The 17,731-nt window shown below is 74.3% G+C and carries 18 protein-coding genes; 12 read left to right on the top strand and 6 right to left on the bottom strand.

Annotated features, from left to right (window positions below):
* Positions 1 to 149: 149 nt before the first annotated feature.
* The 4 genes from ACGIF2_RS14295 (at position 150) to ACGIF2_RS14280 (ending at position 2,656) form a co-directional block, all read left to right on the top strand.
* Positions 150 to 1,187, top strand: coding sequence for a LacI family DNA-binding transcriptional regulator (locus ACGIF2_RS14295; RefSeq protein WP_396047744.1), 1,038 nt, complete (start codon positions 150 to 152; stop codon positions 1,185 to 1,187).
* On the top strand, positions 1,184 to 1,600 hold the full coding sequence (locus tag ACGIF2_RS14290; protein WP_396047742.1) for a fluoride efflux transporter FluC: 417 nt from the start codon (positions 1,184 to 1,186) through the stop codon (positions 1,598 to 1,600). The genes ACGIF2_RS14295 and ACGIF2_RS14290 overlap by 4 nt, the downstream gene beginning before the upstream one ends.
* Complete coding sequence (locus ACGIF2_RS14285) at positions 1,597 to 1,986, top strand: fluoride efflux transporter FluC (RefSeq protein ID WP_396047740.1); 390 nt, start codon at positions 1,597 to 1,599, stop codon at positions 1,984 to 1,986. The genes ACGIF2_RS14290 and ACGIF2_RS14285 overlap by 4 nt, the downstream gene beginning before the upstream one ends.
* Before the next feature lie 88 nt (positions 1,987 to 2,074).
* Positions 2,075 to 2,656, top strand: coding sequence for a TspO/MBR family protein (locus ACGIF2_RS14280; RefSeq protein ID WP_396047738.1), 582 nt, complete (start codon positions 2,075 to 2,077; stop codon positions 2,654 to 2,656).
* Between the two features lie 9 nt (positions 2,657 to 2,665).
* Here ACGIF2_RS14280 and ACGIF2_RS14275 read toward each other — a convergent pair whose 3' ends face one another.
* The gene (locus tag ACGIF2_RS14275) at positions 2,666 to 6,016 is read right to left on the bottom strand and encodes a proline dehydrogenase family protein (RefSeq protein ID WP_396047736.1); all 3,351 of its coding nucleotides are present in this window, start codon (positions 6,014 to 6,016) and stop codon (positions 2,666 to 2,668) included.
* A gap of 139 nt (positions 6,017 to 6,155) precedes the next feature.
* On the opposite strand from ACGIF2_RS14275, the gene ACGIF2_RS14270 reads away from it, so the two are divergent.
* The 4 genes from ACGIF2_RS14270 (at position 6,156) to ACGIF2_RS14255 (ending at position 10,391) form a co-directional block, all read left to right on the top strand.
* Positions 6,156 to 6,935, top strand: coding sequence for a helix-turn-helix domain-containing protein (locus ACGIF2_RS14270; protein WP_396047734.1), 780 nt, complete (start codon positions 6,156 to 6,158; stop codon positions 6,933 to 6,935).
* Positions 6,936 to 7,018: 83 nt separating this feature from the next.
* On the top strand, positions 7,019 to 7,810 hold the full coding sequence (locus ACGIF2_RS14265; RefSeq protein WP_396047732.1) for an aldo/keto reductase: 792 nt from the start codon (positions 7,019 to 7,021) through the stop codon (positions 7,808 to 7,810).
* Between the two features lie 131 nt (positions 7,811 to 7,941).
* Complete coding sequence (locus tag ACGIF2_RS14260; protein WP_396047730.1) at positions 7,942 to 9,216, top strand: Glu/Leu/Phe/Val dehydrogenase; 1,275 nt, start codon at positions 7,942 to 7,944, stop codon at positions 9,214 to 9,216.
* Positions 9,217 to 9,293: 77 nt separating this feature from the next.
* Positions 9,294 to 10,391 carry an LLM class flavin-dependent oxidoreductase gene (locus ACGIF2_RS14255; RefSeq protein WP_396047728.1) on the top strand — a complete coding sequence of 366 codons (1,098 nt, stop codon included), beginning with the start codon at positions 9,294 to 9,296 and terminating at the stop codon, positions 10,389 to 10,391.
* Here ACGIF2_RS14255 and hemQ read toward each other — a convergent pair.
* Positions 10,373 to 11,122 (bottom strand): hydrogen peroxide-dependent heme synthase, encoded by a 750-nt coding sequence (gene hemQ / locus ACGIF2_RS14250; RefSeq protein WP_396047726.1) that lies wholly within the window; start codon positions 11,120 to 11,122, stop codon positions 10,373 to 10,375. The genes ACGIF2_RS14255 and hemQ overlap by 19 nt on opposite strands.
* On the bottom strand, positions 11,119 to 12,285 hold the full coding sequence (locus tag ACGIF2_RS14245; protein WP_396047759.1) for a ferrochelatase: 1,167 nt from the start codon (positions 12,283 to 12,285) through the stop codon (positions 11,119 to 11,121). Before ACGIF2_RS14245 ends, hemQ begins: the two co-directional genes overlap by 4 nt.
* A 262-nt stretch (positions 12,286 to 12,547) precedes the next feature.
* Between ACGIF2_RS14245 and ACGIF2_RS14240 the strand changes: the two genes are divergently transcribed.
* The gene (locus ACGIF2_RS14240; RefSeq protein ID WP_396047724.1) at positions 12,548 to 13,453 is read left to right on the top strand and encodes a serine/threonine-protein kinase; all 906 of its coding nucleotides are present in this window, start codon (positions 12,548 to 12,550) and stop codon (positions 13,451 to 13,453) included.
* A gap of 41 nt (positions 13,454 to 13,494) precedes the next feature.
* On the opposite strand, the gene ACGIF2_RS14235 is transcribed toward ACGIF2_RS14240, so the two are convergent.
* Positions 13,495 to 14,013 (bottom strand): flavodoxin domain-containing protein, encoded by a 519-nt coding sequence (locus tag ACGIF2_RS14235; protein WP_396047722.1) that lies wholly within the window; start codon positions 14,011 to 14,013, stop codon positions 13,495 to 13,497.
* A 241-nt stretch (positions 14,014 to 14,254) separates the two neighbouring features.
* Here ACGIF2_RS14235 and ACGIF2_RS14230 point away from each other — a divergent pair, with 241 nt between their 5' ends.
* Positions 14,255 to 14,824, top strand: coding sequence for an NYN domain-containing protein (locus tag ACGIF2_RS14230; protein ID WP_396047757.1), 570 nt, complete (start codon positions 14,255 to 14,257; stop codon positions 14,822 to 14,824).
* A gap of 55 nt (positions 14,825 to 14,879) precedes the next feature.
* On the opposite strand, the gene ACGIF2_RS14225 is transcribed toward ACGIF2_RS14230, so the two are convergent.
* Positions 14,880 to 15,593 (bottom strand): alpha/beta hydrolase, encoded by a 714-nt coding sequence (locus ACGIF2_RS14225; RefSeq protein WP_396047720.1) that lies wholly within the window; start codon positions 15,591 to 15,593, stop codon positions 14,880 to 14,882.
* Between the two features lie 183 nt (positions 15,594 to 15,776).
* Between ACGIF2_RS14225 and ACGIF2_RS14220 the strand changes: the two genes are divergently transcribed.
* Both ACGIF2_RS14220 and ACGIF2_RS14215 read left to right on the top strand, forming a co-directional pair.
* Entirely contained in the window at positions 15,777 to 16,337 is a 561-nt protein-coding gene (locus ACGIF2_RS14220) for a DUF1697 domain-containing protein (protein WP_396047718.1), read from the top strand.
* A gap of 26 nt (positions 16,338 to 16,363) precedes the next feature.
* Positions 16,364 to 16,807 (top strand): HIT family protein, encoded by a 444-nt coding sequence (locus ACGIF2_RS14215; RefSeq protein WP_396047716.1) that lies wholly within the window; start codon positions 16,364 to 16,366, stop codon positions 16,805 to 16,807.
* 19 nt (positions 16,808 to 16,826) lie between these two features.
* Here the strand turns inward: ACGIF2_RS14215 and ACGIF2_RS14210 are convergent, their stop codons facing one another.
* A complete protein-coding gene (locus tag ACGIF2_RS14210) occupies positions 16,827 to 17,630 on the bottom strand; it encodes an SDR family NAD(P)-dependent oxidoreductase (protein ID WP_396047714.1) in 804 nt (267 codons plus the stop codon).
* Positions 17,631 to 17,731 lie beyond the last annotated feature (101 nt).

Here is a 17,731-nt window from a genome sequence, read left to right as displayed (position 1 = left end):
CCCCCCCCCCCCCCCCCCCCCCCCCCCCCCCCCCCCCCCCCCCCCCCCCCCCCCCCCCCCCCCCCCCCCCCCCCCCCCCCCCCCCCCCCCCCCCCCCCGGCGCTCCCGGCATGCCACGCTGCCTCGGCAGCCTCAGGAGGGGACGGCCAATGGTGGTCGACAGCACAGAGATCCGACCCGGTGCCGACAGGCCGGTCGCACCCACGCTCGAGCAGGTCGCCGAGCGTGCCGGGGTCTCACGCTCCACGGCGTCACGCGCCATCAACGGCGGGCTGCGTGTCTCCCCCGAAGCCCTCGCCGCGGTCGAGGCCGCGGTCGCCGACCTCGGGTACAGCCCGAACCGCGCGGCACGCTCGCTGGTGACGCGCCGCACCGACTCGATCGCGCTCGTGGTCCCCGAGCCCGACGAACGCGTGCTCTCCGACCCGTTCTTCGCGGGCACCCTCAACGGGATCAGCAGCGCCCTCGCCGACTCCGACCTGCAGCTCGTGCTGGTCATCGCACGCCCAGGCGACAGCGCGCGCACCATCCGCTACCTGCGCAACGGGCACGTGGACGGCGCGATCGTGGTCTCGCACCACCGCGACGACGCGCTCGACCAGGCGCTGCGTCAGTCGCGGCTGCCCAACGTCTTCGTCGGCCGGCCCCTCGCGGCGGGCGACGCCCAGTACGTCGACACCGACAACGTCGCCGGTGGTCGCATCGCGACCCAGCACCTCATCGACCTCGGACGGCGCCGCATCGGCACCATCGCCGGCCCGCTCGACATGTCCGCCGGCATCGACCGGCTCGCCGGCTGGCGTCAGGCCGTGCGTGCCGCGGGTCTGCCCGAGGACGCCGTGGTGCACGGCGACTTCACGATCTCCTCCGGGGCCGCGAGCACGCGTCGGCTGCTCGCGCAGCACCCGGACGTCGACGCGATCTTCGTGGCGTCCGACCTCATGGCCGCCGGCGCGCTCGGTGTGCTCAGCGAGCTCGGCCGTGACGTGCCCGGCGACATCGCCGTCGTCGGGTACGACAACCTGGGCGTCGCGATCTCGACCAACCCCCCGCTGACCACTGTGATCCAGCCCGTCGTCGCGATGGCCCGAGCAGCAGGGGCACGGTTGCTCGACCAGCTGCACGGCGCCAGGCCCGAGGCTCCCCTGATCTTCGCCCCGGAGCTCGTGATCCGCGCCTCGGCATGACCCACCGCCAATCGTTCGTGCTCGTCGGCCTGGGCGGCGCCCTCGGTGGCCTCGTCCGGTGGTCGCTCACCCAGGTCGTCCGCGAGCCTGCGGGCGCGTTCCCGTGGACCACGTTCGCGATCAACGTCGTGGGCTCGTTCCTGCTCGGCCTGCTGGTCGTCGGCGTGGTCGGACGTCTCGGGGCGCCGGCGTGGGTGCGGCCCGCGCTCGGGACCGGGCTGCTCGGCGGCTTCACGACCTTCTCGGCCTACACCCATGCGGTCGACGCGCTCGTCACCGGCGCGGAGCCCGGCACCGCCCTGGCCTACCTGCTGGGCTCGCTCGTCGCGGGTGTGGTGGCGGCGGGCGCCGGGGTCGCGACGGGCGCCCGGCTGCCGGCGCGGCGCGGCACGGACGAAGAGCTGGCAGCGTGAACGGCTGGGTCGTGGTGGGCGTAGGCGTCGGTGCTGCGGTGGGCGCACAGCTGCGGTTCGCGACCGAGATCGTGCATGCCCGTGCCCGGGAGCGCCGGGGGCTGGGGCGGCCGACGTTCCCGTGGGCCACCCTGACGGTCAACGTCGTGGGCTCCGCGCTGCTGGGGGCTGCAGCCGCGCTCGCCGTGCGGGGCGTCCTCACCACGGAGTGGCTCACAGTGCTCGGCGCCGGGCTCGCGGGCGGCCTGACGACGTTCTCGACGTTCGCCCTCGACGTGGTCGAGCTCGCGCGCACCCGACGCTGGGCACGTGCGGTCGCTGACATCGGGCTGCACCTGGGGCTGGGCGTCGGTGCTTCCGTCCTCGCGTTCCACCTGCTCGCCTGAGAGCCTGGTCCGCGCTGCGCCGACCAGCCCGCCGACGCCCGGTGCAGCCGGGTGGCGGGACCGGCAGGGATCGCTAGCGTCAGGTGGCATGACACGTCGCCGTCGTCTCCTCGCCCCTCCGGCTGTCAGCGTGCGGCTCTCGGCGGCGGACCTCACCACTGCGGAACGTCTCGACGACGCGCGGGTGGAGCAGCGGCGCGGTCGACGGCGCCGGGCGTGCGGGATGACGGCAGCGGTCGTGGCGACAGCGGTGGTCGGTGCGATCGGGACGGCCCCGCGCAGCAGCTGGTTCCGCGGTCTCGAGAAGCCGTCCTGGTACCCGCCGGACCGCGCCTTCGCCCCGGTGTGGACCGTGCTGTACGCCTCGATCGCGTGGTCCGGCACGCGGGCGCTGAACGCCGCCCCGGCGACCGGGCGCGTCCGGCTCCGACGCCGCATCGCGCTCGACCTCGGGCTCAACGCGGCCTGGACCTGGACGTTCTTCCGTGCCAAGCGCCCTGGTCTCGCCCTCGGGACGATCGTGGCCCTCGACGCGGTGAACGTCTCGCTCGTCCGCGAGTCGGCGCGGCACGACCCCGTCGCGGCGGTCGCCCTGCTGCCCTACGCGGCGTGGACCGCGTTCGCGACGGCGCTGACTGAGGAGATCTGGTTCCGCAACACCGACAGGTGATCCCGCAGGTCAGCGGGCCTGCTGTGCGTGGGCGCCCCCGGTGGCCACCGGGCCTGCGAGATCCTCGCGGCCGGACTCGACGTGGCCGAAGCGGTGCCGGGTCCGGCTCACTGCCTGCTCGCGCAGCACGGTGAGCAGCTCGCGTCGGCCGGCGGCGAGCACCGGACCGTCGAGCACAGTGACGTGACCGGTGCGGGTACGGGCCGCGGCGCGCAGCCCCACGGCGGTGCCGACGACGCGGATCCGCCCGTCGACGGCGCCGTCGCGCACGCGTCCGGCGAAGAACTCGTCGGGCTCGGTCGCGGCACGGCTCACGGTCACGGGGACCCCGACCAGGCGTGCGGCTGCCAGGACGCGCTCGACCTCGACCTCGCGGGCGTCGGGGCCGACGCGGACGGTCAGGTGCGGCACGGGGCGGTGCCGCAGCACGTTGGACTCGGGGCGCAGACCGCTCGGGTCGTGCTCGAGACCCAGCTCGTGGGCCCAGCAGCGCGCGTCGTCGGCCAGCGCCCAGGCGAACCAGCCCGCGTCGTCGGCGGGCACCTCGGGGGCGTCCGCCCACGTGCCGAGCTGCGCGACGTAGTGGGGCCCACCGGCCTTGGCGCCCGGGCCGACGACCGAGGCCTTCCAGCCACCGAACGGCTGGCGCTGCACCACGGCCCCCGTGATGTGGCGGTTGATGTAGGCGTTGCCGACCTCGACGCGCTCGAGCCACAGGTCGATCTCGCGTTCGTCGAGCGAGTGCAGCCCACCCGTGAGTCCGAACGCGACGGCGTTCTGGAGCTCGATGGCCTCCTCGAGCGTCTCGGTGCGCATGACGCCGAGCACGGGGCCGAACACCTCCGTCAGGTGGAACGCCGATCCGGGCTGCACACCGACCTTGACCCCCGGGCTCCACAGGAGGCCGCTGTCGTCCAGCTGGCGAGGCTGCACGACCCACCGCTCCCCCGCGTCGAGCGTGGTCAGCGCGTCGAGCAGCTTGCCCTGCGCGGGCTCGGTGAGCGGCCCCATGGCCGTGGCCAGGTCGGTCGCGGGGCCGACGCGCAGCGAGGTGACGGCGTCGACGAGCTGGCGGTGCAGGCGGGCCGAGCGTCCGGCCGAGCCGACGAGGATGAGCAGCGACGCCGCGGAGCACTTCTGCCCCGCGTGACCGAACGCGGAACGGACCACGTCGGCGACGGCCAGGTCGACGTCGGCCGACGGGGTCACCACGAGGGCGTTCTTGCCCGACGTCTCGGCCATCACGTCGAGGTCCTCGCGCCAGGTCGCGAACAGCTGGGCCGTCTCGATCGAGCCGGTGAGCAGCACCCGGCTGACGGCGGGGTGGGTCACGAGGTGCCGACCGACCTCCCCCTCGGGGGCCAGCAGCACCTGCAGCACGTCGCGCGGCACGTCGAGCTCGTCCATCGCACGGTGCACGGCCCCCACGGCGACCTGCACGCAGCGCGGCGTCTGGGGCGCGGGCTTCACGAGCACGGGCGACCCGGCCGCGAGGGCCGCGAGCACCGAACCGACCGGGATGGCGACCGGGAAGTTCCAGGGCGGCGTCACGACCGTGAGGCCTTCGGGACGGAACCGGGCACCGGGCACCACGCCGTCGGCGAGCTCCTCGGCACGGTCGGCGTAGTAGCGCGCGAAGTCGACGGCCTCGCTGACCTCGGGGTCGGCCTCGGCGACGGTCTTGCCCGCCTCGGCGACCATGGTGGCGACGAGGTCCCCACGGGCCTCCTCGAGGTGCAGCGCGGCGCGGCGCAGCAGCCGCGCGCGGTCGGCGGGTGTGGTCGACGCCCAGCCGGACGCGGCACCCACGGCCCGCTGCACGGCGGTGTCCACGTCGGAAGTCGTGCCGACCCGCACGCCGTCGGGCACCGCGACCTCGCGGACGAGCAGGTCGGCGGCCCAGTCACGGGAGGCCGCGACGGCCGGGTCGGTGTCGGGGGCGTTCACGAAGGGCGTGCCCGACGCCGTCTCGACGGGTGCGGGGCGGGGGGTGCGCTGCGGCGGGGTCGTCGGTGCGAGCGCGTCCTGGACCGAGGCGAGGAACGCGGCGCGCTGCGCCCCGAGCCCGTGCTCGCCCCCGCCCGGTGCGAACAGCGCGTGCAGGTAGTTCTGCGGCGCGGCGTTCTCCTCGAGCCGTCGCACCAGGTACGAGATGGCCACGTCGAAGTCCGAGCGGGCCACGACGGGCGTGTAGAGCAGCACCTCGCCGACGACGTCGCGCACGGCACGGGCCTGCGCCGGGGCCATCCCCTGGAGCATCTCGATGTCGAGGGCCTCGGCGACGCCGCGCGCCTCGGACAGCAGGTGCGCGAGGGCCACGTGGAAGAGGTTGTGGCTGGCCGCGCCGATCCGCACGTCGGCGGTGCGCTCGGGCCGCAGCGCGTGGTCGAGCAGCCGCACGTAGTTCGCGTCGACCTCGGCCTTCGAGCGGTAGGGCGCCTGCGGCCAGCCGTGCAGCTCGGCCTCGACCTGCTCCATGGCCAGGTTCGCCCCCTTGACCAGGCGCACCTTGATCCGGGCTCCACCCGCCGCGCGCCGGCGTGCCGCGATGGCCGTGAGCTCGTCGAACGCCCCGATCGCATCGGGCAGGTAGGCCTGGAGCACGATGCCCGCCTCGACGTCGACCAGCTCGGGGTCGGTCACGAGCCGTTCGAAGACCTGCACCGTGAGCGCCAGGTCGCGGTACTCCTCCATGTCGAGGTTGAGGAACGTGCCGTGCTGGGCGGCCGCGAGGTACAGCGGGCGCAGCCGGGCGACGACCCGGTCACGGCTGCCGGCGGTGTCCCACGTCGAGAGCTGGCTCGCGACGGCCGAGACCTTGATCGAGACGTAGTCGACGTCGGGCCGCTCGACGAGCGCCCGCACGCGTGCGAGCCGGGCGTCGGCCTCGTGCTCGCCGAGCACGGCCTCGCCGAGCAGGTTGAGGTTGAGCCGGAACCCGTCGGCCCGGGCCCGGGCGATGTGCGGGCCGAGCCCGCGGCCCGCGTCGGCCACCAGGTGCCCGACGATCTGCCGCAGCCGTTCGCGCGCGGCCGGGACCACGACCCGCGGCAGCACCGGGGCCAGGCGTGCACCCACCTCGAGCAGCACCCGGTCCACGGGTCCGAGGAACCCGCCCGCGGCCGACGTGAACCGGGTGAGGTCCGCGAGCTCGCGGGCCGCGACGTGCAGGTCGTCGGGGCGCGCCACGCGGTCGACGAACCGCACCGCGAGCTCGAGGCCCGCGGGGTCCGAGACGAGCGCGGCGAGGCGCCCGGTGGTGCGCCGTTCGCGCGAGGTCTGACCGGCGGCGGTTGCGGCGACCCAACGGTCGGCCAGGGCAAGTGCGTCGTCGACCAGGTCGGTCGTGCTCGTCTGCATGCGACCATCGTCGGACGCGGGAGGCCCCGGCGTCTTGTCACGATCCAGCGACCTGCCTGACGTCCGCGCGCTGCCCGCGCTCCCCCGCCCGCGGAGCGTCCTGCCGACCCGGCAGCGCGGGCGGTACCCTCCGAGCGAGATGAGCACCCTGCCCTCGGCCCCCGCCGCGCCGCCCACCTGGCCAGCCGCGATCGCGCTGGTCACGGCCCTGGGCGCTCCGATGCTCGCGCTGATGGACGAGCTGTCCACCACCATGTTCTGCGCCAAGGACACCGACGGCCGCTACGTCGCGGTCAACCAGGCCTTCGTCGAGCGCACGGTCGAGCGCTCGCGCCGCGCTGTGGTCGGGCGGGCCGCGGGCGACCTGTTCGCTGCGCCGTTCGCGGAGCACTACTCCCAGCAGGACGCCGCTGTGCTCGCCACCGGACGACCCTTGCGCCACGTGCTCGAGCTGATCCGGGGGCCCGGCGGGGCACCCGGCTGGTACCTGACCTCGAAGCAGCCCGTGCGGGCCGACGGGCGGCTGCTGGGTCTGGTCAGCGTCTCGCAGGACCTGCGCTCGTACGACACGGCCGACGTCGCGGTGAGCTCCCTCTCACGGGTCGTCGCGCTGGTCACCGAGCGCCTCGCGGACGGCGTCTCGGTCGCCGAGATGGCGCAGGCCGCCGGCTGCTCGCCCTCGACCCTGGACCGGCGGATGCGCAAGGTCTTCTCGCTCTCACCCCAGCAGTTCGTGCTGCGGGCGCGCATCGACCACGCGACGACGCTGCTCACGACGGGCGACCTGCCCATCGCACGCGTCGCGCAGGACTCCGGCTTCTGCGACCAGGCCGCGTTCACACGCACCTTCGGTCGCCTCACGGGAGAGACCCCGGCCCAGTTCCGGCGCGGGGCCACCCCGGCCGCCACCCCGCACTGATCGCCCCCTGCTCGGCCACCCCGAAAGGGCCGCCGCGCCGGACGCCTCACGCGACCGCGGCGACGACCGGCGATCATGGGGCCATGAACAGCCCCACCCTCCCCACCCTCGCGCTGCGCGGCGCGGACATCCCGCTGCTCGGGCTCGGCACCTGGCAGTCCGAGGGTGACGACGCCCGCCACGCCGTGCGGGCCGCGCTCGAGCTCGGCTACCGCCACGTGGACACCGCCACCGGCTACGGCAACGAGGCGCAGGTCGGCCGTGGCCTCGCCGACTCGGGCGTCGCCCGCGAGGACGTCTTCCTGACGACCAAGCTGCCGCCGAGCGCCGCCGGGCGCGAGCGCGAGACGATCGAGAGCTCGCTGACCGACCTCGGCACCGACCACCTCGACCTGTGGCTCGTGCACTGGCCGCCGAACGGCGCAGCGACCCCCGCGACGTGGGAACGGCTCATCGAGCTGCGTGACGCGGGACTGACCCGTGCCATCGGCGTCTCGAACTACTCGGTCGCGCAGATCGACGAGCTCGTCGCCGCCACGGGCGAAGCCCCCGCGATCAACCAGGTCCCGTGGAGCCCGGGCGACTTCGACGCCGAGCTCGTCGCCGCGCACGCGGCACGCGGGGTCGCGCTCGAGGGGTACAGCCCGTTCAAGCGCACCGACCTCGACTCGCCCGTGCTGGTCGAGATCGCCGCGGCGCACGGCGTGAGCACGCGCCAGGTCGTGCTGCGCTGGCACCTCGAGCACCAGGTCGTGGTCATCCCGAAGTCGACGCGCCGCGAGCGCATCGCCGCCAACCTGGACGTGCTGGGCTTCACGCTCGACGCCGACGAGGTCGCCCGCATCGACTCGCTGCCGCCCACGGCCGACGCATGAGGCGCTGACGCGGGAGGTTCGGCGACACGGCGGCCTTCACGGTGGCAGGGTGGGGGCGGAGGCGTCCCCCGTCGGCGAGGGTGCTGACGACGCGCTCCACCACGAATGCGCAGCCCAGGAGGCACACGAGCATGACGGTGACCGGTTCGTCGATCACGAGCACCCACCCCTCTCCGCTGGCCACGGCCCACGCCCAGCTCTCGACGGTCGTCGAGATCCTGGGATACGACGAGGGCCTCCACCGGATGCTCGCCACACCCCGGCGAGAGATCAACGTGGCCATCCCCCTGCGTCGTGACGACGGGAGCACCGAGCTCTTCACGGGCTACCGCGTCCAGCACAACATCTCGCGCGGCCCCGGCAAGGGCGGCCTGCGCTACGCGCCGGGGGTCGACCCCGACGAGGTGCGGGCCCTCGCGATGTGGATGACCTGGAAGTGCGCCGTGGTCGACCTGCCGTACGGCGGCGCGAAGGGCGGTGTGGCGATCGACCCCCGGCAGTACTCGAGGGCCGAGCTCGAGCGGGTCACGCGGCGCTACACGAGCGAGATCATGCCGATGATCGGCCCGGAGCGGGACATCATGGCGCCCGACATCGGCACCGACGAGCAGACCATGGCGTGGGTCATGGACACCTACTCGGTCAACCAGGGCTACACGATCCCCGCGGTCGCCACGGGCAAGCCGCTCGCGATGGGCGGCTCGCTCGGCCGGGCCACAGCCACCTCGCGCGGCGTGCTGCACGCCGCACGCGCGTGCCTGGCCGACTCGGGCGTCGACCTGCGGGACGTGAGCGTCGCGGTGCAGGGCTTCGGCAAGGTCGGCTCGCACGCGACGCGCTTCTTCGCCGAGGCCGGTGCGCGAGTCGTGGCCGTGTCCGACCAGTACGGCGGGGTGCTGTCGGTCGACGGCCTGGACGTGCCGGCGCTGCTCGACCACGTGGCGGCGACCGGCTCGGTGGTGGGCTTCGCGGGCGCCGACCCGATCGACAACACCGCGCTGCTCGCGCTCGACGTCGACGTGCTGGTCCCGGCCGCCGTCGAGGGCGTGCTCGACGAGGACACAGCGGCGTCGGTCAAGGCGCGCTGGGTGGTCGAGGGCGCCAACGGGCCCACCACCGAGGCCGGCGACCGGGTGCTGGGGGACCGCGGCATCATCGTGGTGCCGGACATCCTGGCCAACGCGGGCGGCGTGGTCGTCTCGTACTTCGAGTGGGTGCAGGCCAACCAGGCGTACTGGTGGACCGAGCGCGAGATCGAGGAGCGGCTCGAGCAGCGCATGCTCGCGTCCTACGCGAACGTGGCCCAGGTCGCGCGCGTCGAAGGGCTGAGCCTGCGTGACGCCGCGCTGACGATCGGGGTGCGGCGGGTCGCGGAGGCCCACCAGATCCGCGGCCTCTACCCGTGACGCCACGGTGAACGGCACTGTCTGATCCGTCACGACGCCGCCGGGAAGCGTTCGGCTCCCGGCGGCGTTGGCCTGGGGTGACCACGAACCCCCTGCCCCTGTCCGTGCTCGACCTGGCCACCGTGAGCGAGGGCTCGTCGAGCCGCACCGCTCTGCTCGACACCACGACGCTCGCCCGGCGCGCCGACGCGCTCGGCTACCGCCGGTTCTGGGTCGCCGAGCACCACGCGATGCCCGCTGTCGCCTCGACCGCGCCCGCGGTGCTGATCGCGCACCTGGCCGGCGTGACGCACCACCTGCGGATCGGATCGGGCGGCGTGATGCTGCCCAACCACCCCTCGCTCGTCGTCGCCGAGCAGTTCGCGATGCTCGAGGCCCTGCACCCCGGCCGCATCGACCTGGGGATCGGCCGCGCTCCCGGCGCCGACCCGATGACCGCCGCCGCGCTCCGCCGCACCGTCGAGGGGCTCGGTGCCGAGGACTTCCCGGCCGAGCTGATCGACGTGCTCGCGCTCCTGGGCCAGACGCCCCCGGGCCGGGCACCGTCGGCGCGCGCCCGCAGGCTCAGCGCGACCCCCGTGCAGGGGTCGACGCCGCAGGTGTGGCTGCTCGGGTCGAGCCTGTTCAGCGCGACCCTCGCGGGCGAGCTGGGGCTGGCGTTCAGCTACGCGAACCACTTCGCCACGGGCCGCACCGAGCAGGCCGCTGACGCCTACCGGGCGGCGTTCCGCCCCTCGGAGGTCCTCGCGGAGCCGCACCTCATGGTGTCGGCGTCGGTGCTGCTCGCCGAGACCGAGGCCGAGGCGCACCACCTCGCCGGGCCGAGCCGCGTCATGGCGCTCAGCCTGCGCGGCGGCGGCCGGCTCGGACCGATCGTGTCCCCCGACGACGCCGAGCGGGTGCTGGCCGGGCTCGACCCGGACACCGCGCGGGCGTTCTTCGCCCAGTCCCCCGGCACGCAGCTCGCGACCACCCCCGAGCGTGCGGTCGCCGCGCTGGGAGATCTGGCGGCCCGCACGGGCGCCGACGAGCTGCTCGTGACCGGGACCAGCCACGACGTGGGCACGCGCGTGCGCACGCTCGAGCTGCTCGCCGAGGCGTGGGGGCTCACGGCCCCCGACGCCCCGGGAACGGCCGAGCCGGCCGGTCTGGCGGGTCAGGCCTCGCGGGGCTGACGGTCGGCCCACTCGGCGAGCGTGACGCGCGGACCCGTGTAGAACGGGACCTCCTCGCGCACGTGCCGGCGGGCCTGGGTCGCGCGCAGCTCACGCATGAGGTCGACGATGCGGTGCAGCTCGTCGGCCTCGAACGCGAGGATCCACTCGTAGTCGCCGAGCGCGAACGCGGCGAGGGTGTTGGCCCGCACGTCGGGGTAGTCCTTGGCGGCGCGCCCGTGCTCGACGAGCATCGCGCGGCGCTCCTCGTCGGGCAGCACGTACCACTCGTACGAGCGCACGAACGGGTACACGGACAGGTAGTCGCGCGCGGGCTCGCCCGCGAGGAACGCCGGGACGTGGCCGCGGTTGAACTCGGCGGGGCGGTGCAGCGCGACGACCGACCACACGGGCACCACGTGGCGGCCGAGCGCGCTCGCCCGCAGCCGCTCGTAGGCGCCCTGCACGGCCTCGATCGAGTCGCCGTGGAACCACACCATCAGGTCGGCGTCGGCCCGCAGGCCCGCGACGTCGTACCAGCCGCGCACGACCAGGTCGCCCAGCGAGCCGTCGCCCGTGATCGCGGCCTCGGCCTCGCGCACCAGCTGGGCGCGCTCGTCGTCGTCCTCGGGCAGCGACTCCTCGAGCGCGTAGACCGAGAACATCGCGTACCGGATCGACGTGTTGATCGACTCGGCGACCTCGGTCGTGTGACCGCCCGGCTCGGGCGTGCCCGTGTGCTGCGTGCTCATGCCTGCTGTGCTCCCGTCGTCGCGTCCATGTCCGTCACGTCCTGCTCGACCGGGTCCGAGCCGCACGCGGCAGGGATCCCGCTGTCCTCGCCCGACCGCATCCGGCAGCAGCCGGGACGGCAGACGTCGGGCCATGCTCCCAGGGTGCCGACGGTCGCCCGTGCCACCTCCTCGCCGCGCTCGGCGGCCGCCCGCTCGAGCACCAGGTCGACGAGGCCCTCGACGAACGGCGCGCGCGTCGAGACCGACCCCGCACGGACCGCGACCACCCCGAGCTCGCGGGCCGTCTCGAGCGCCTCGGTGTCGAGGTCGAACGCGACCTCCATGTGGTCCGAGACGAAACCGATCGGGGAGAGCACGACGGCCCGCAGACCCGCCGCGGCCCGCTCGGAGAGCAGGTCGTTCACGTCGGGCTCGAGCCACGGCTGGCTGGGCGGGCCCGAGCGCGAGCAGAACGCGAGCGTCCACTCGACCTCGCGACCCAGCCGTGCGCCGACCTCTGCCGCCACGAGCGCCCCGACGTCGAGGTGCTGCGTGCGGTAGCTCGGTGCCTGCGCCCCCGAGGCCTCCTCCATGGTGTCCGGCACCGAGTGCGTGACGAACACGAGCGGGGCGCTGCCCGCGAGCGTGCCGACGTCGGTGCCGGTCCGCTCGGCGAGCTCCTCGTAGGCCTCGACGACCGCGTCGGCGTTCGCCCGGACGAAGCCCGGGTGGTTGAAGTAGTGGCGCAGCTTGTCCACGACGATCCCCGCGCTGCCGTCGTCGCCGGTGGGCGTGCTCGCGCCCAGCTCGACGAGTGTCTTCGCGAGGTTCTCGCGGTACTGGCGGCAGCCCGAGTACGAGCCGTACGCGCTGGTCACGATCGCGAGGACGCGGCGCGCTCCCGAGTCCCGCAGGTCGCGCAGCGCGTCGATCGTGTACGGCTCCCAGTTGCGGTTGCCCCACGCGACGGGCAGGTCCACGCCGCGGCGCGCGAGCTCGGCGCGCAGCGCGTCGACCAGCGCGAGGTTCTGCGCGTTGATCGGGCTGCGACCACCGAAGTGGGCGTAGTGCTCACCGACCACGGCGAGACGCTCGTCCGGGATGTTCTTGCCGCGCGTCACGTTCCGCAGGAACGGCAGCACGTCCTCCGGGGCGTTCGGGCCGCCGAACGAGTAGAGCATCAGGGCGTCGTAAGGGGCGGTCGAGGTCGTCGATTCCACTGCTGCATCATGGCACTGCGCTCTGAGACCCGACGCGGCCGCGGGACCCCACGAGCGCGTGATCTTGTCCCGACAGACCGTCAGAACCGTGAGTGCCCAGGTCGCGCCCGGATGCGGACGCCGCGAGCGACTTCTACCGTCGAGGGTGGGTCGTGACGATCCGGCGCCGTCCCGAGGCAGATCCCTCGGACGGGAGCACGACGAACGAGGGAGCGCAGCCGGCGTGGAGACGATCGACCCGAACGCGCTGGTCGGATGGGTGCTCGGTCACCGCTACGACCTCGGGACGCCTCTCGGGCACGGGGGGATGAGCACGGTGTTCCGCGCGACGGACGTGCGCCTGACCCGCTCGGTCGCACTCAAGCTCTTCTCGCTCGACGGGGTCGCGCCCCGCGAGATCCGCCGGTACGCGGACGAGGCCCGGCTGCTGGGTGCGCTCTCGCACCCGGGCCTGGTCGCCCTGCTGGACGTCGGCGCCGACCTGGGGCCCGCCGCGGAGCCGTTCGCGTTCCTCGTCATGGAGCTCGTCGACGGCACGACCCTGCGCGAGCTCGTCAGCCGCGGCCCGCTGCCCCCCTCCACGGTGGCCGACATCGGGCGCCAGCTCGCCGAGGCGCTGGGGCACGCGCACGCCGCGGGCGTGGTGCACCGCGACCTCAAGCCCGCGAACGTCCTGGTCGCGCGCGAGGCGGTGCTGTCGGGCGACGCCGAGGCGCCGACGATCTCGACCAAGCTGGCCGACTTCGGCATCGCCCAGCCGCTGCACGGCCCGACGACGAACGGCACAGCGGGCGAACCGACGTTCGGCACCGCGAACTACCTGAGCCCCGAGCAGGCCCTGGGCAGGCCGCTCGGCCCGCGCTCCGACGTCTACTCGCTGGGCCTGGTGCTGCTCGAGTGCCTCACGGGCGAGCGCACGTTCCCGGGCGAGGCCCTGTCGAGCTCGCTCGCCCGGCTGCTCGACGCGCCGGTCGTGCCCGACAGGTTCGGCCCGCAGTGGGCCGCGCTCCTGCGGGCGATGACGGCCTCGGAGCCCGACCAGCGCCCGACCACAGCCGAGGTCGCCGACCGGCTCCGCGGGCTGCGCCAGCCGGCGCTGTGGGACCGCGTCGCGGCACGTCTGACCTGACCAGGTCGCAGACCCGTGGAGCCGACCGAGGCGTCCCGGGGTCAGTGGTGGGCGTGCACCGGTGCGGGGGCGAGGGTGGCGAGCGTCTCGGCGATCTCTGTCGCCCAGCCGGCCACGGCCTCCATGTCCCGGTGGTCCCCCTCACGGGCGCGGGCACCCGAGATGAGCGCACGCTCGGCGAACGTCAGCTCGCTGCGCACCAGACGACCGGCGAAGCTGCGGTGGGCGCGGGCCCCGAGCCGCTCGCGCAGCGCGGCGACCTCGTGCGGGGAGTTGGCCGACGCAGCGGGCTGGGTCGCCAGACCCGACGACAGGAGCCACACGTGCCGTTCCGCGAGGTCGTCAGCGCAGCGCTCGGCCAGCTCACGGGCACGCGGCAACCAGTGGGCCGTGTACACGGCGGAGCCGAGCACCACCGCGTCGTACCCCCGTACATCGGTCACGTGCTCCGGGTCCAGCTCGTCGACCTCGTGGCCGGACTCCGCAAGCACCCCAGCGATCACCGAGCCGATCTCCTGCGTCGCCCCGTGCCGGGACGCCACCGTCACCAAGATCCTCATCGCGTGCACCTCCTGCTCGTCGTCGTGCCGTGCCCCCTCGACCAGGCGCTGACCAACATCGTCCGTCGGTGAGGCGGCCCTCACCTGGGCCAGAGGTCCCCCGCTCGGCCTAAGCACGCCACGCGACGGGGTGCGGGCGGCTGTGGTGGCGGTGCGGTCGCCGTGCGTGAGCGGCGTGGTGGCGACGGTCGACGACGACGTCCACGACGATTCACGCATCGTGACGCCGTACTCTGGCCCGATGCAGATCGGCGAAGGTCGCACCACCTACGTCCTGGTCGACGGCGAGAACATCGACGCGACCCTCGGCTCGTCGATCCTCAACGGTCGACCCACGCCCGAGCAGCGCCCGCGGTGGGAGCGCGTGCTCGACTTCGCGCAGCGCACGTGGGGCAACCCGGTCAAGGGGCTGTTCTTCCTCAACGCCTCGAACGGCACCATGCCGATGTCGTTCGTGCAGGCCCTCGTCGCGATCGGCTTCCAGCCGATCCCCCTGGCCGGGGAGAGCTACGAGAAGGTCGTCGACATCGGCATCAAGCGCACGCTCACGGCGCTCGCCGGGCGCGAGGGCGACGTGCTGCTCGCGAGCCACGACGGTGACTTCATCCCCGAGGTCGAGCACCTGCTCGGCGACGACCGCCGCGTCGGGCTGCTCGCGTTCCGCGAGTTCACCAACTCGGGGCTCGCCCAGCTCATGGAACGCGGCCTGGAGGTCTTCGACCTCGAGAGCGACGTCAAGGCGTTCAACGTCCAGCTGCCGCGCCTGCGGATCATCCCGCTCGACGAGTTCGACCCGCTGCGCTACCTCTGACGCGACGGACGGCGGTGCGGCTCGCACCGCCGTCCGCGCGGGGTTCAGCGGCCGGTCACGCCCCGAACGCGGCAGCGACGAACGTGTCCATCTGCTCGAGGACCTGGGGGCCGGTGTCGGTGAGCAGGATCGAGACGCCGTGCGCGCCGCCCGGCAGCTCGACGTAGGTGCTCGGGTCGTCGGCGCGGGCGACCTGCTTCGACTCGGAGGCGTTGACCGTGCCGTCGGACACGCTCGCGATCACGAGCAGCGGCCCCGTGTACGAGCTGCCGGCCGAGGTCGCGTCGAGGTCGTCGACCTTGACGCCGGGGCTCAGCGCGATCACGCCGACCGGAGCGGGGTCGAGGTCGTCCGCGACGCCGGCGACGACGCCGGCCCCCTTGGACGCACCCACCAGCACGACGTCCTCCGCCCCCTCGTCCCGGATCGCGGCGACCGCGTCCTTGAGGGACTCGGCGCCGTCCGCTCCCCACCCGAACGACGCGACCCGGTAGCCCGCGGCGGCGTACCGCACCATCTGGTCGGACCACTGGCAGAAGTTCCCGTTGGACTGCGGGGCGAACACGATGCCCTTGGCGCCCTCGCCGAGCGTGAGGACGACGGTGTCGTCGGTGCCGGCCACGACCGCCCGGGTGCCGTCGGGGGCGCAGTCGGGGGTGTCGATCGCGCGGGGGGCGGCGGCGGACGGCGCCGCGGACGAGGTGGCCGCGACGGGTTCGGACGAGGCATCGCAGCCGGCGAGCGCCGCGATGAGTGGGAGCGCTACCACGAGCGCAACGATGGGCTGGTGTCGCACAGAGGGGGTCATGGGTGAATTCGTAGACCTTGCGGGTCGGCGGCACCAGAGGATTCACCCGTTTGCCTCCGGTTCGATCCTCGCCCGGGCGGGGCCTCGAGCAGGCTGCCTGTGCCGCGGGTTGTCGCCCCGGCGCGACGAGGTCATGCTCGCGGGATGACGGCGGCCACCGCGCTCCTGCGCGGCATCAACGTGGGCGGGCACCGCACGGTGCCGATGGCCGACCTGCGAGCGGTCGTCGAGGAGCTCGGCCACACCCAGGTCGCGACCCACCTCAACAGCGGCAACGTCGTCTTCGCGGTGGCACCGTCCGACGCTCCCCCGGCGGGTCCCGACCCCGCGGCGCTCGCCGCCGCCGTCGCCGACGGCCTGCACCAGCGGCTCGCCCTCGACGTGGACGTCGTGGTGCGCACAGCGACGCAGGTCGACGCCGTGGTGGCGGCCAACCCGTTCGACGACGCGGCGCGCACCGACCCGTCCCACCTGGTCGTCGTCTTCTACCCGGACCCGGTGGGCGACCCGGCGCTCGACACGAGCCGGTACGGCCGGGAGCAGGTCGTGTGGGACGGCGCGCACGCCTACGTGCACTACCCGGACGGCATCGGCCGATCGCGGCTCACGGGCGACGTGCTCGACTCCGCCGCGGGCCAGCCCGGCACCGGCCGCAACTGGCGCACAGTGCTCGCGGTCCAGGAGCTGCTGCGCGCGCGTGCCTGAGCGCCGTCGGGGCTAGGTTGGGCGCCATGGCCACCGTGTTCTCGCAGATCATCTCCGGGGCGATCCCGGGCCGCTTCGTGTGGGCGGACGACGTCGCCGTCGCCTTCACGACCATCGCGCCCATCACCGACGGGCACACGCTCGTGGTCCCGCGCGAGGAGATCGTCCAGATCACCGACGCCCCTGCAGACGTCCTGGCGCACCTCGTGCACGTCGCCCAGACCATCGGCAAGGCGCAGCAGGAGGCGTGGGACGCCCCGCGCGTCGCGCTGCTCACCGCCGGGTTCGAGGTGCCCCACCTGCACCTGCACGTGCTCCCCGCGTGGGACGAGCAGAGCCTGACGTTCGCGAACGCGCGCCACGACGTGCCCGCGGCCGACCTCGACGCAGCGGCCGAGCGGGTGCGCGAGACGCTGCGCGCGCAGGGCCACGGCGACCACGTGCCGGCGACCCTCGGCTCGCCCGCCTGACACCGACCCGCCGGCGGCCCTAGTCGCCGATCTCGGCGAGGCGCAGCACGCGCGCATCGGCCGCCACGACCCGCTCGGCCTCGGCCAGGAGCGAGGCCGGGGTGTCGGCCCCCGCCCGCACGAACCGCCCCGAGAGCACGTCGAGCTCACCCTCGCCCATCGCGACCACGAGCTCGGCCACGGCCTCGACGGGCGTCCAGTCGGCGCGCGTGTCGTGCATCGGCATCGCGCCCGTCATGTCGGTCGCGACGACTCCCGGCGCGAGGTCGAACACGCGCAGGCCCGCGTCCCGGTACTGCGCGTCGAGCAGACGCGTGAACCGCGAGAGCGCGCCCTTGCTGATCGCGTAGCCGGTGTAGACGTCGAGCGCGCGGTGCCCGGCGCCCGAGTTCATGTTGACGACGCGGCCCGCACCCCGCGCCAGCATGCCCGGCAGCACGGCGTGCGTCACGAGCAGCGGACCACGCACGTTGGTCTCGATGACCCGCCACGTCTCCGCCGGGTCGTCCTGCGCGAACGGCACCTCGGTCCGCTCGATGACGCCCGCGTTGTTGACCAGCAGGCCGAGGCCCCCCGCGGGGGCGAACGCGTCGAGCACGTGCCCGACGGCCGTCTCGACCGCGGCCGGGTCCACCAGGTCGGCCGTCGCGACGCTCACGTCGGCGCCGAGCGCCCGGCACTCGTCCGCGACCTGGTCGAGGTGCGCGCGGGTGCGACCCACGAGGGCCAGCGACCAGCCGGCACCGGCGAGCCCGTGGGCGATGCCGCGGCCGATCCCCCGTCCGGCTCCGGTGACGAGTGCGGTCCGGGGTGCGTCGGTCATGCCCCCCATCCTCGCTCACCGGCCCGGGCGGGGAGGTCCTCGTTGCGCGGGCGCCGCTGGCCTGGAAGTTTGGGGGGGATCGCACGACGACGGAGGGCCGA

The organism is Cellulomonas sp. P22, from assembly GCF_044392165.1.
Note: the sequence above shows the minus strand (reverse complement) of the source record. Positions and strands in the feature narration are given on the sequence as shown.

Excerpts from the sequence above, each read along its gene's own strand:
- ACGIF2_RS14230 (WP_396047757.1), top strand. The coding sequence starts at position 14,255 with ATGCAGATCGGCGAAGGTCGCACCACCTACGTCCTGGTCGACGGCGAG.
- ACGIF2_RS14270 (WP_396047734.1), top strand. The coding sequence starts at position 6,156 with ATGAGCACCCTGCCCTCGGCCCCCGCCGCGCCGCCCACCTGGCCAGCC.
- ACGIF2_RS14265 (WP_396047732.1), top strand. The coding sequence starts at position 7,019 with ATGAACAGCCCCACCCTCCCCACCCTCGCGCTGCGCGGCGCGGACATC.
- ACGIF2_RS14220 (WP_396047718.1), top strand. The coding sequence starts at position 15,777 with ATGACGGCGGCCACCGCGCTCCTGCGCGGCATCAACGTGGGCGGGCAC.
- ACGIF2_RS14275 (WP_396047736.1), bottom strand. The coding sequence starts at position 6,016 with ATGCAGACGAGCACGACCGACCTGGTCGACGACGCACTTGCCCTGGCC.
- ACGIF2_RS14245 (WP_396047759.1), bottom strand. The coding sequence starts at position 12,285 with ATGCTCTACTCGTTCGGCGGCCCGAACGCCCCGGAGGACGTGCTGCCG.
- hemQ (WP_396047726.1), bottom strand. The coding sequence starts at position 11,122 with ATGAGCACGCAGCACACGGGCACGCCCGAGCCGGGCGGTCACACGACC.
- ACGIF2_RS14260 (WP_396047730.1), top strand. The coding sequence starts at position 7,942 with ATGACGGTGACCGGTTCGTCGATCACGAGCACCCACCCCTCTCCGCTG.
- ACGIF2_RS14295 (WP_396047744.1), top strand. The coding sequence starts at position 150 with ATGGTGGTCGACAGCACAGAGATCCGACCCGGTGCCGACAGGCCGGTC.
- ACGIF2_RS14215 (WP_396047716.1), top strand. The coding sequence starts at position 16,364 with ATGGCCACCGTGTTCTCGCAGATCATCTCCGGGGCGATCCCGGGCCGC.
- ACGIF2_RS14210 (WP_396047714.1), bottom strand. The coding sequence starts at position 17,630 with ATGACCGACGCACCCCGGACCGCACTCGTCACCGGAGCCGGACGGGGG.
- ACGIF2_RS14280 (WP_396047738.1), top strand. The coding sequence starts at position 2,075 with ATGACACGTCGCCGTCGTCTCCTCGCCCCTCCGGCTGTCAGCGTGCGG.
- ACGIF2_RS14235 (WP_396047722.1), bottom strand. The coding sequence starts at position 14,013 with ATGAGGATCTTGGTGACGGTGGCGTCCCGGCACGGGGCGACGCAGGAG.
- ACGIF2_RS14290 (WP_396047742.1), top strand. The coding sequence starts at position 1,184 with ATGACCCACCGCCAATCGTTCGTGCTCGTCGGCCTGGGCGGCGCCCTC.